The following is an 11,999-nucleotide window of genomic DNA, read 5'->3' on the forward strand; positions in this document are numbered from 1 at the left end:
GGCGGTATCCCGTCCGCAGCGGCTGGGACCAGATGAAAGATGACCGCAGCGACGAGTTCCGCCGTGAGCGCCCCTCTCACCCGCCGCCTGCCGCTCGAGCTGATCGGCGGATGGGAAGGTGGGCTGTTTGCTTTCATGGTCCTGCTCTATCTGGCAGGGGTCTACATCAATCCGGGTTTCTTCGGAACGACCGACGCGTTTGCTGCCGTGATGCGCGATGCCGCGCGCTTCGGTGTCATGGCCGTCGGCATGACCTTCGTCATCGTCAACAAGGATCTCGACCTTTCGGTCGGCTCAACGCTTGGCCTCGTCGCCACCGTATTCTCCATTGTCTTCGCTGAAACGCATATCGGCGCCGGCCTGGGGGCAGCGCTCTTCTTCGCGATCCTTGCCGGTCTCATGATTGGCCTCATCAACGGCGTCCTCGTTACCATGCTGCAGGTGCCATCCTTCATTGCCACGCTCACCATGCTGTTCATCGGGCGGGGACTCGTGCTCGGGATAACCGGCGGCAAGACGATCTCCTTTGCCGGCAAGGCGCGCGACCATGAGTGGTTCTTCGCCATCGGCGAGCGCGGGGCGCTCGGCTTCAACAACCAGATACTCCTCCTCATCGTGGTCGCTCTCGTCGGCATGATCCTGCTCGGCAAGACGCGCTGGGGCTACGAGACCTATGCCACCGGGGGTAACGAGATGGCGGCCGGCTATGCCGGCATCTCCACCCGGCGCGCGCGCATGCGCGCCTATCTCCTGTCCGCATTCTGCGCGACGCTGGCCGGCCTCATGATGATCGCGCAGGACAAGGGCATGACCTCGCAATACGGCCAGGGCAACGAGCTGATCGTCATCGCCTCGGTCATCGTCGGCGGCGCTTCGATCCTCGGCGGGCGCGGCCGGGTTGTGGGCAGCGTGCTGGGTGCCGCACTTGTGGTCCTCATCGACAAGGTGCTGCGCGAAGGCGTGCCGACCACGCGGATCGTTCGGATCGGCGAGGTTGAGATGCAGGTGCAGGCGATGGCCCAACTTCCGCCGGGGGCAGTGCCGGCCTTCCTCGGCATGATCATGCTGATGGCCGTGCTGATCGAGCCGTGGGTGATCCGGCGCAAGCTCCTCCAGCGCGCCTGGGCGCGGCTCAGGGGGCGCCCCGTGCCGCGGCCGGTCGAGATCGGCGGCATCGCCATCGTCGGCACACAGACACGCGGCACCGTTGCCGCCGACCGCGCCCTCAAAGGAGGGCTCGTGCGCCGCTTCTTCGCTCGGCGCGACGCGGCGGCGCTTATCCTCGCCGTCGTGCTCTGGCTGGTGGGGCTGTGGCTGCGCCCCGATTTCTGGGCCTCGATCGACAACACCTTCAACCTGATGCTGGCCTTCACCGAGGTCGGGCTGCTCTCAATCGGGCTTACGTTCGTCATCGCCAATGCAGACATAGACCTGTCCGTGGGTGCGGTGCTGGCAATGTCGGGCGCCGTCGCCGCCTTCATGATGCGCAACATGGGGGTCGATCCGTGGCTTGCCGTTCTGATGGCGCTATCGGCCGGCGCGCTGGCCGGCTGTATCAATGCGCTGATGACAGTGCGCTTCGGCCTGCCCGCCTTCGTTGCCACGCTCGCCATGTTCTACATGGCCCGCGGCATCGGCGCCTGGATCGTCGCCGGCCGCCAGCTTTCAGGCTTCCCCGAGGTGTTCAACCTGATCGGACGCAAGCTGATCGAGGCGCTGCGTCATTTCGGGCTGACACCGGCGCCGGACTCGTTGCTGTTCACGCTTAGCGCCGCACTCAGCGTGCAGACGCTGTTCGTAGCATGCCTCGCTGTGGCTGCCGGCATCGTGCTTGGCTACACGCCCATCGGCCAAAAGGTGCTTGCCACCGGCGGCAACCGGCGCGCCGCCGATTACGCCGGCATCAATACCGCACGCGTGCGCTTCACGAGCCTCGTCTTTTCGGGTCTGTGCGCGGCCATGGCAGGCGTGATCTACATCGCTTTCTTCCGCAGCTTCAATCCCGCTGCGGGGCAGTTGCGCGAGCTCGACGCCATTGCCGCGGTGATCATCGGCGGGGGCTCGATTTTCGGCGGCTATGGCAGCGTGCTGGGCTCGCTGGCGGGCGCTGCGGTGATCGCGCTCATCCGCGCGTTGCTTTCGCTGCAGATCATCACCGCCGAGGGACGCTCCTTCGTCATGCCGCAGCACTGGGTCAACGTCTTTGTCGGCCTCATCCTCATCATCGCGGTCTTGAGCGATATCTGGTTGCGCCAACAGGACCTTTTCGGCAGACTTCGGCGACGCGTGCGAAAGAGGCTCGGCCTGGCAAGGAAAGACGCCCATGCCTGAGAAAACGCCCATCGTGGAAATGCGCGGCATCAGCAAATCGTTCGGACCGGTGCGCGCGCTGATCGATGTGGATCTGAAGCTCTATCCCGGCGAGATCCTCGGCCTCGTCGGCGACAATTCGGCCGGCAAATCGACGCTCATGAAGATCCTGACCGGCGCCTATCAGCGCGATGCCGGAGAGGTGCTGGTCGAAGGCAAGCCGGTTCATTTCCGTAATCCGCACGAAAGCCGCGATGCCGGCCTCGAGATGATCTACCAGGACTTCGCCCTGTGCGGGAACATGGATGTCGGCCAAAACATCTTCCTCGGCCGCTGGCCGCGGCGCGGCATTTTCGTCGACCGGCGCAAGATGTATCGGCAAGCCGACACCGTGCTGAAGCGTCTGAAGGTCGACGTCAACTCGGTCTATCAGAAGGTCGAGAGCCTGTCGGGCGGGCGCCAGCAATCCGTGGCGATCGCCCGCGCCATCTCTTTCGAGCCGCCCGTCGTCATCCTCGACGAGCCGACCGCCAATTTGTCAGTGACGGCGACCGAACGGCTTCTGGAAACGATGGTGGAACTGAAGCAGCAGGGCGTCGCGCAGATCATCATCTCGCACCGCCTGCAGGACATCTTTGCCGTCGGCGACCGCGTCATGGTTCTGAAGCGCGGCGAGAATGTCGGCGACCGCTACGTCAGGAATACCGACGAGCACGAAATACTGCGGATCATCGTCTCCGGCACACGCGAGACCGCGCTTGATGCCGACGAGGCGCTGGAAGCGGCGGTTTAAGCGAACGCCGCTGGAACCAACCCTGGGCGCCCGAGCCATAGGCGCGGCTCAGCACTGCCTCATTCCACTCAACCTGTAGGAAACTACAATACCAGTTCCTCTCTTTTTGCTTAACCTCAAATAGTCGGTGCGGTTCACCGTACATCCAGAGCAACGACCAAGTTCATCGAGTTATCTTCGAGAGGAGCGACCAATGTGGCATGGGAAAGTTGATGCTAGCTCGGAAAATGGGAAAGCAACGCTTGTGCATCTCAAAAAGGGAGAAGTCATCTCGATACTGGCCAAGGGCTGGGTAATTTTGACGGCAAGCGTAGGTCGAGTTGGATTACGCGCTGGTATCCGCCAGACCCTACGACGCCTGGCCTCTCAAGTGGTCTTCGAAGACCTTGAGTATCGCGGTCAATCCGCCGCTCTTCCTGACGGTCAACCCTATGGCGATCTCCGATCCCGGGAGGTCGATCTCTACTTTACGCAGCCTGTCGGGAAGGCTTTTTAGGTTCTCGTCGCTGTAACTCAAAAGCCCGATCGAATTGCTGTTCATGATGACTTGTTCCGCGTTGCCGAAGGATAGGATTTCACAGGTCTGTGTCGGCGGCACGGCGCCGACATTCCGGAACAATTCTTCGAAGTAGGCGCGCACCGGCGTGCCGTGTGGCGCGACGATCCATTTCTCGTCCTGCAGGGTGGAGATGGAAACCGGTCGGGAGTGGCAGGGGTGGTCATGCCGGGCGACCAGAGTGAACTTCTCATCGTGGAGAAAGATTTCGCGAAGGTCATTGAACGGCGACGGGCCTCTAAGAATCCCCACCATACAATCGATTTCCCTGCGCCGGAGCGCCTCTGCGAGCATGTTGTAGCTGCCCGGGACGGCCATCAGCCGCAAATCCGGATAACGGTCGGTCAGGGTTCCAAAGACCTTTGCCACTATGTTCTGTCCTGAAAACGGCAGCATCCCGACCGCCAGGCGGTCGATCAGGCCACGTTTCGTTTCCGGCTTGAACGTCGCTATGCCGTCCAATTCCTGAAGAAGCTCTTCGCGAAGTGCCGCAAGACGCCGTGCTTGCCCCGTCGCTTCGAGCCCATCGCGTCGTCTGTTGAAAAGTACCTGCTTTGAATACTGCGTGATGGCGGCGATCGACCGGCTGATCGCCGGCTGCGTCATATTCAGGTGAACGGATGCGGCCGAGGCGCTTCCGAGCCGCACCACCGCCGCGACGGCATCAAGATGATGCCATCGCAGGAAAGCCCTGAGATTTGGACGGGGGCCGCCGGCGATGGCGATTTCATCTTCTGCTTTTTGAATCAGTTTGAGTGCCGCCGAGCAGTGCTTCAGGGTGGCCTCGCCCCATGACGTGGGTTCGGTCCCGCTCCAGCCGCGCTGAAACAGAGCTATGCCCAGAGCTTTCTCGGCAGAGGCTATCGTCCGTGAAACAACGGGCTGGCTCGTGTTCAGTGTTCGCGCTGCCTGCTCAAAACTCCTGGTTCTTGCCACTGCGTCTATGACGCGTACCTGCTTCAGTGCAATACGGGCTTCCTCTGCCATGCACGAATATTACTGAAATGCGTATGGTTATTCAATATGAGCATATGCGAGCCCAGACTCTGGATGATAGGCATTTCGGCAGTGAAATTTCGGGAGGAGTCCGGGCGATGGCCGACAAGTCACTAGAAGATAAGATCAAACGCGTCGGTAACCCGTCGCACATGTTGCAGAATGCGCAGGTGGGCCCGTACGCCTTTCCCGTCCAGCCGCAATATACCAATTGGATGGAGGAGGTGCGTGCCTGGCATCACGGCGCTGTACTGCTCAATCAGTCCTATCACATGACCGATCTTTACGTGCGCGGCCCTGATGCCGTCAGGTTGTTGGCGCATGTGGGGGTCAACAGCTTTGAGGGCTTCCGGCGCGACAAGGCCAAGCAGCTGGTCTGCTGCAATTACGACGGGTTCGTGATCGGCGACGGCATCGTCTTCGCGCTGGAGGATGACGAAATCCTCTATGTTGGAAGGCCGCCCCTTGCAAACTGGATTAAGTTTCAGGCGGAAACCGCCGGTTTCGATGTTCAGACCGTGCTTGACGTCCGTACCCTTGAGAATCCCGACAAGCCGCGCAAGCTTTATCGATACGAGATTCAGGGCCCTCTCGCCATGGACATCCTCAACGAGGTCAACGAGGGCGGTCCGCTGGTCACCAAGTTCTTCAACATGGGGGAGATCACCATCGCCGGATGCCATGCGCGCACGCTCAGCCACGGGATGGGCGGTGCCAAGGGGCTCGAGATCTGGGGACCCATCGGCGACACCGGGAAGGTCTACGATCGTTTGCTCGAAATCGGCGGGAAGTACGGCATGCTGCGCGCGGGCTCGCGGGCCTATTCCTGCGCCGCAATGGAATCAGGTTGGATTCCATCACCGCTGCCGGCGATCTATACCGGGGAAGCCATGCGTCCCTATCGTGAATGGCTTGGCGCGGACAGCTTCGAAGCGACGTGCTCGGTTGGCGGCAGCTTTCAGCCGGACAATGTAGAGGAGTTCTATCTCACACCCTGGGACCTCGACTACGGCCGCATTGTGAAGTTCGACCACGATTTCATAGGGCGTAAAGCGCTGGAGGAGATGGCGAGGCAAAGCCATCGCACCAAGGTCACGCTGGTCTGGGACAGGGCGGACGTGCTCAATATTTTCGGCGGCATGATGGATGAATATCCCGGCCCTAAGCTGATGGAGCTGCCCGCCGGCCACTATGCCGCCCATCCCTATGATCAGGTGCTGCTTGATGGTCGTCAGGTCGGCCTGTCCACCTATCCTGTCTATTCGGCGAATGAGCGGGCGTGGATTTCACTCGCGATGGTACGGGCGGATTTGGCCGATCAGGAAACGAAAGTGTCGATCCTTTGGGGCGAGGCCAATGGCGGCACCAAGAAGCCGCATGTTGAGCGGCACGTGCAGATGCTGGTGGGCACCGAGGTACACCCCTGGCCGATCCACGAGGCGAGCCGGAAGCACTACCGGTCGCAAGTCTAGGCTGCCAACCGCGGACGCAACCGGATGCTCTCGCTCCCTGGCAGAGGGTGGATAAGGCGGCAGGAAGCTGCGCGCGCTGATTGGCGGCTCTGTCGCCCGGTAGCAAGCGCGGCGAGGTGCATGCCGAGCTACGCGGCGAGTTGATGGCCATTCTCGACTTCGAAGGAGCAGTCCGCGCGGCCTCAAGTCCAAACGCTTTCCGGTGTTACGACCTCGAAGGGTACGACCCGCTGGACAATGGAGTGCTCCTGGCGCTCTCCGGTCAGGTTCAGCATGACGTCGATCAGTTCGTTGCGACAGCATCGCTGTGTTCTCCGAGCCGCGTGAGCTACACATCGAGCCGCACCCGGAAGACTGGGTGGAGACGCTGCAGCCGTCGGTCGACTTGATCCGCACGGTCAACAGCCCGCGCGTCAAGTTCCTCTACTGCTCGCCGCACACTTTCTATTTCGGTGACGACACGAAGGCGATGCTGCGCGAATGTGCCGACGTTCTGGCTCATGTCCATGTCGCCGATACGTTCAACCACAAGGCCTCTTCCGGGTTGCGGTATATCGTAAACCCGCCCGGATCGGCTGCGCGCATGCACCAGCATCTCGATATAGGACAAGGTGAGGTGCCCTGGGACGAGTTCTTCGGCACGCTCGCGGAGATCGGCTTCGACGGCATCATGACCTCATGCGTCTTCACCTGGGAGGAGCGCGCCGACCAGTCCGGACGCTATATGCGCGAGAGCATGCAGAACTATGTCGACAAGTACTGGCGGGCGAAATGACCCTCAGTGAAATCACTGGGGTCGAAGTGCGCCTGCCGCGACGCTCCTCCCGAGGCGGCGACCTACGCGATCCGACCCTGGTGCTTCTGCACCTGGCGTCGGGCGCGTTGGTCGATGTCGAGATCTCGGTCAACATCACCTATGGCTACGACATCCGCGGCGAGGTGAGCTGTGAGAAGGGGGGCGGCAAGCCTGCCCGAACGCCCCTCAGCCGTGATCCGCGACTACTACGGGGTGCGCCAGCGCATCCCGGTGGATTGGCGGGAGCGCTTTATCGAAGCCTACGACCAGGAATTCCGCGAGTGGATTGTCGCGGCGGGGCAGGGGACAGCAACCGGCCCCAGCACCTGGGACGGCTATGCCGCGACGCTCGTGGCCGACGCGGCGCTGCGGGCCGTCGAAAGCGGTCAGCCCGAAAGGATCGAGATGGGTGACAAGCCGGCGCTCTACGACGCGCCGCTTGCCGCCGCCGCGTAACGCAAGCACGCGGCTTTTCAGACAGACTAGACCCGCAGGATGGGTGTTGATACGCGAGACGAGAAAGGTCAGTGGAATGCTGAACGGAGAAAAGTTGATCGAGCGCCCCTTGCGCTGGGGCATGGTCGGCGGCGGACGCACGGGGCAGGTGGGCTACAAGCACCGCACCGGCGCACTGCGCGACAACACGACCTACAAGCTGGTCTGCGGCGCATTCGACCTCGATGCCGTGCGCGGCAGGGATTTCGGGGCGAATATCGGCGTCGATGGTGACCGGTGTTATCCCGATTACAAGACGTTGATCACCGAAGAGGCCAAACGCGAGGATGGCGTGGAAGTTGTCTCCATCGCCACGCCCAACTTCACCCACTACGAGATCACCAAGGCCTGCCTCGAAGCCGGCATGCATGTGATCTGCGAAAAGCCGCTCTTCTTCACTGTCGCGGAATGCGAAGAGATCGCTGCACTTGCGGAAGAGACGGGCATGATCATCGGCGTGACCTACGGATTCACCGGTCACCCTCTGGTTCATCAGATGGCAGCCATGGTCAAGAAGGGCATGCTGGGCGACATCCGCATCGTCGATCTGCAATACACGCACGGTTTCAACGCGGGCGACGACGCAGACGCTTCGGAAGCCCAGAAATGGCGCACCAACCCGGCGACCTCAGGCCCGACCTTCGTTCTCGGCGATATCGGCACGCACCTCTACTATCTGTCCGAGATCGTTCTGCCGCATATGAAGATCACAAGGCTGATGTGCGACCGCCACTCCTTCATCAAGTCGCGTGCGCCGCTTGAGGACAACGCCTACGTGCTTTCGCATTACGACAGCGGCGCGGTCGGCCGTCTTTGGGTGTCGTCGGTAAATGCGGGCTCCATGGCCAGCCAACGCTACCGTCTCGTCGGCTCCAAAGCCTCGGTCGAGTGGACCGACACCCAGCCCAATGAATTGATATACGAGATCCAGGGCCAGCCGCCGCAAATCCTGCATCACGGCATGCCCTATCTTGAAGAGGAAAGCCTGCAATACGAGCGCATGGGCGCGCTGCACACGGAAGGTCTCGGCGACAGCTGGTCGAACATCTACCTTTGGATCGCCCAGGCCATCGACGCGAAAAGGCGAGGCGACGAGGCGTTCCTGAGAACTCACCACTATCCGGGGATCAAAGCCGGCACCGAAGGCGTGCGCTGGCTGGAGAATTGCGTGCGCTCGGCGGACACGGGATCCGCCTGGGTAGATTTTCAATAGCTCCTCCACCCTTGGGCGCGCTGTGATCCATCCCCACGCCGGCGGCCACATCGAGTTCGCCGACGAACTGGAGCGCATCGTTTCCGACATTCCCGCCAAGACCGCGGGCCTGTGCCTCGATACGGGCCATCTGGCCTATGCCGGGATGGACCCCATCGAAACGCTCAGGCGCTACGGGGACCGGGTCGACTACATTCATTTCAAGGACATCGATCCCAAGGTTCTCCAGGAGGTGATGGGCGAGCGCATCCGTTTCTTCGACGCCTGCGCCAAAGGCGTTATGTGCCCCATCGGCCACGGCAATATCGACTATCCGGGCATCCGGTCCCTCCTGACCGAGCTCGGCTACGGCGGCTACATCACCATTGAGCAGGAGAGGACCCCCGCAACACCGGCTCGATCCTCAACGATCTGGCGGCCAGCCGGTCCTATCTGGCGCGCGCCGGGTTCTGAGGCGAGGCGAGGAGATTTGCGATAAAGCTCGACGTAATCACCATGGGCCGGTCCTCGGTCGATCTCTAAGGCGCACAGGTCGGCGGGCGTCTGGAGGATATGGGCTCGTTCAACAAGTTGATATACGGACCGATATGTTGGCCAAGGTGAATGCTGTGCCCGACTACACCGTGCGTGTCGACAGTTCCACGGCCGAGATCGAGGAGGCCCTTATCGGCGCCGCAGATTGTCGAAAGGCTTCAGGTGCATTCCGCTCATTCATGTTCAAGCATGCTATACTGCACCCTGGCTCCAAAGCAGCCATTGATGGATGGGATTTCCGTTCGTCTCCGGAACCAGTGCGGATGGGCAGGTCAGATCGACAGAAATTCAACAGCGGCTCCCTGGAGGAGACGGACCAGCTCGTGCTCGGTCGCAAGGCCTACGAGGAAAGGGCGTGGGACGACGCTTATCGGTTCCTCTCGCGCGCAAGTGAAGCGGCTCCGCTCGCCGTGGACGATCTCGAACGGCTGGCGATGTCGGCCTATTTGACCGGGCGCGACGAGGAGTACCTGCGCGCCCTGGAGCGAACCCATCAAGCATATCGCGACGCGGGCAATGGTCGTCGCGCCGCCCGCTGCGCTTTCTGGCTGGGCCTGCGCCTTGCCTTTCGTGGGGAGATGGCTCCGGCGACCGGCTGGTTTGGACGGGCGCATCGATTGCTCGAACGCGAGCCACATGATTGTGCCGAACAGGGTTACCTGATGCTGCCCCGCGTCGAACAGCATCTTGCCGCGGGCAATCTTGACGCGGCATACGCTGCGGCCAAAGGTGCAGTCGAGATCGGCGAGCGCTTTGCGGACGCGGATCTCGTGGCCTGTGCGCGGCACTTGCAGGGCCGGATTCTGTTGCGACAGAGGCGGACCATGGAGGGTTTCGCTCTTCTCGACGAGGCGATGGTTTCGGTCACGGCTGGCGAATTGTCGCCAATTCTCACCGGCTTGATCTACTGCAGCGTGATCGAAGCGTGTCAGCAAGTCCATGCTCTGGGCCGCGCACGCGAATGGACTTCCGCTCTGGGGCGATGGTGCTCGCAACAGCCTCAACTGGTCAGTTTTAGCGGCACCTGCCTGATGCATCGCGCCGAGATCAAGCGGCTCAGCGGCGCATGGCAGGACGCAGTCGACGAAGCGCAGCAGGCCGTGGAGCGTTTGACGCAGTCAAACAATCGGAAAGATGCGGCTGGGGCGTGGTACCAACTGGCGGAAGTACACCGCCTCCGCGGGGACTTTGACGCGGCCGAGCAAGCGTATCGAAGTGCGAGCCAATATGGCTTCGAACCGCAGCCGGGCTTTGCCCTGTTGCGGTTGGCCAACAGGCATGTCGATGCGGCTGTGGCCGCGATCCGGCGCGTCATGGGGGCGACGACCGATCAGGTGCGGCGCATGCGGCTGTTGCCTGCTCACGTCGAGATCATGCTGGCGGCTGACGATATCGAGGAAGCACGGCGTGCCTGCCGCGAACTGGAAGATGCCGCAGAATCCTACGGAACAGAGTTGCTGCGTGCCCTTGCCGCCCACGCGCGGGGAGCGGTGGAACTGGCGGAAGGCGAAGCGCAAGCAGCAGCCGTTTGGCTGCGCCAGGCAATCGAGGGTTGGCAACAGGTCGATGCGCCGTACGAAGCAGGGCGGGTCCGCGTCATGATGGGCCTGGCGTGCCGCGCCCTCGGCGACGATGACAGTGCGGCATTGGAGTTGCAGGCAGCGCGGACCGTGTTCCAGCAGCTTGGGGCCGCGCCGGACGTTTCTCGTGTCGATACCTTGCTTAACATGCGGTCTGACGAGGCCTGCAGCCTTTCTGCCCGCGAGCTGCAGGTCCTCCGCCTGATCGCTTCCGGTAAAACCAACAAGGAAATCGCCAACGAACTGCATTTGAGCGGAAAGACGGTGGACAGGCACGTCAGCAATATTTTCAACAAGCTTGACGTCCCCACACGCGCCGCCGCCACCGCCTGGGCGTACGAGCACCGCCTAGTCTGAGCGTGCCTTGAATGGGTGGAATCACCCATGCCGTTATCGGCGCCGAGTGGGTGGTTCGCCCGATGCGCCGCCCTCCCTTCCGCCTTAAGCTTGCACCTGTCGGCCATGGATGCGCGGCGCCTCGGCGAAGCTCGCCTGCAGACCGCAGGCGGACTCCGTGATCGGACCGCGAACATCCGGCCCCAATGAAGGGAGGAAGCGATGTCACATGCCGGTACCGGAATGCGGGTCGCGGGTGCTTGGCTCGCGCTGGCGGCGATCATACTGGCCGTCGCGCTCGTCTTTCACGGTCCGATCGCTTCGGACAGCAGCGCGCAGATGCGGAGTATCGCCGATGGAAGCCTGCGTTGGGCCGTTGTGCACTGGGCGGCGGCGGCTGCCCTGTCGTTCTTCGCCATCGCGAGCCTGATTGCGTTGACCGCTGGCTCGCGGCTCACCCAGGAATGGTGGACGCTGTCGGCGTGGGCGCTGCTGCCGGTCGGCGCGCTCTGGACGGTGACCACGGCTGTGGCCGAAGCCACCGTGATTTACGACGCCGCGGTGAGAGAGAACCGGGCGGTCTACGACGCCTGGTGGATGTTCGCGGAAGGCAGCGCCAACGGCTTCGCGGCGATGGCGTTGGCGTTCACCGTGATCGCAGCCAACGAGGCGCGCACGGCCAGCGGCACCACGCCCTTTTGGGCATCGTCGATCGGTGCCGTCGCCGGCCTGGCTTCATTTGCCGGCTGGGCGCTGGGGATGGGGCTTGGGCTGCCTTTCGGCGCTCCGATCTGGGTCGTAGGGTCGATCGTGATGTGCCTATGGCTCGTCTGGTTCGGCCTGTCCTTGGCGCGGCTCGAGGCCGGGCGGGCAGGCATCCGGCGGGACACACCGTCCGCCGCCTAGGAAAAGGAGGAA

Annotated in this window: 8 protein-coding genes and 3 pseudogenes; 10 read left to right on the forward strand and 1 reads right to left on the reverse strand. The window is 62.4% G+C overall.

Features of this window, described 5'->3' with window-relative positions:
• Positions 1-39 precede the first annotated feature (39 nt).
• The 3 genes and pseudogenes from GM910_RS17985 to GM910_RS27865 all read left to right on the forward strand — a co-directional run.
• Positions 40-2,331 (forward strand): ABC transporter permease, encoded by a 2,292-nt coding sequence (locus GM910_RS17985; protein ID WP_159589716.1) that lies wholly within the window; start codon positions 40-42, stop codon positions 2,329-2,331.
• The gene (locus GM910_RS17990; protein WP_159589718.1) at positions 2,324-3,103 is read left to right on the forward strand and encodes an ATP-binding cassette domain-containing protein; all 780 of its coding nucleotides are present in this window, start codon (positions 2,324-2,326) and stop codon (positions 3,101-3,103) included. Before GM910_RS17985 ends, GM910_RS17990 begins: the two co-directional genes overlap by 8 nt.
• Positions 3,104-3,296: 193 nt before the next feature.
• Positions 3,297-3,389: pseudogene (locus GM910_RS27865) on the forward strand (LecA/PA-IL family lectin); the annotation flags it as partial.
• Between the two features lie 63 nt (positions 3,390-3,452).
• Here GM910_RS27865 and GM910_RS18000 read toward each other — a convergent pair.
• Entirely contained in the window at positions 3,453-4,646 is a 1,194-nt protein-coding gene (locus tag GM910_RS18000) for a LysR family transcriptional regulator (protein ID WP_159589722.1), read from the reverse strand.
• A 107-nt stretch (positions 4,647-4,753) separates the two neighbouring features.
• On the opposite strand from GM910_RS18000, the gene GM910_RS18005 reads away from it, so the two are divergent.
• The 7 genes and pseudogenes from GM910_RS18005 to GM910_RS18035 all read left to right on the forward strand — a co-directional run bounded on the left by GM910_RS18005 (position 4,754) and on the right by GM910_RS18035 (position 11,987).
• Positions 4,754-6,127, forward strand: a complete 1,374-nt coding sequence (locus GM910_RS18005) for an aminomethyltransferase family protein (protein ID WP_201285539.1) — start codon at positions 4,754-4,756, stop codon at positions 6,125-6,127.
• A gap of 328 nt (positions 6,128-6,455) precedes the next feature.
• Positions 6,456-6,902: pseudogene (locus tag GM910_RS18010) on the forward strand (sugar phosphate isomerase/epimerase family protein); the annotation flags it as partial.
• Positions 6,903-7,073: 171 nt separating this feature from the next.
• Complete coding sequence (locus tag GM910_RS18015) at positions 7,074-7,379, forward strand: Gfo/Idh/MocA family oxidoreductase (RefSeq protein ID WP_246226216.1); 306 nt, start codon at positions 7,074-7,076, stop codon at positions 7,377-7,379.
• A 76-nt stretch (positions 7,380-7,455) separates the two neighbouring features.
• Positions 7,456-8,631: a Gfo/Idh/MocA family protein gene (locus GM910_RS18020; protein ID WP_159589724.1), complete on the forward strand. Its 1,176-nt coding sequence runs from the start codon at positions 7,456-7,458 to the stop codon at positions 8,629-8,631.
• 16 nt (positions 8,632-8,647) lie between these two features.
• Positions 8,648-9,084: pseudogene (locus tag GM910_RS18025) on the forward strand (TIM barrel protein); the annotation flags it as partial.
• A gap of 155 nt (positions 9,085-9,239) precedes the next feature.
• Complete coding sequence (locus GM910_RS27650) at positions 9,240-11,102, forward strand: helix-turn-helix transcriptional regulator (protein WP_281354907.1); 1,863 nt, start codon at positions 9,240-9,242, stop codon at positions 11,100-11,102.
• A 201-nt stretch (positions 11,103-11,303) separates the two neighbouring features.
• Positions 11,304-11,987: a hypothetical protein gene (locus GM910_RS18035; protein ID WP_159589726.1), complete on the forward strand. Its 684-nt coding sequence runs from the start codon at positions 11,304-11,306 to the stop codon at positions 11,985-11,987.
• The last annotated feature ends 12 nt before the right edge of the window (positions 11,988-11,999 follow it).

Origin of the sequence: Chelativorans xinjiangensis (genome assembly GCF_009812055.1) — a bacterium.
Lineage (GTDB): Bacteria > Pseudomonadota > Alphaproteobacteria > Rhizobiales > Rhizobiaceae > Chelativorans > Chelativorans xinjiangense.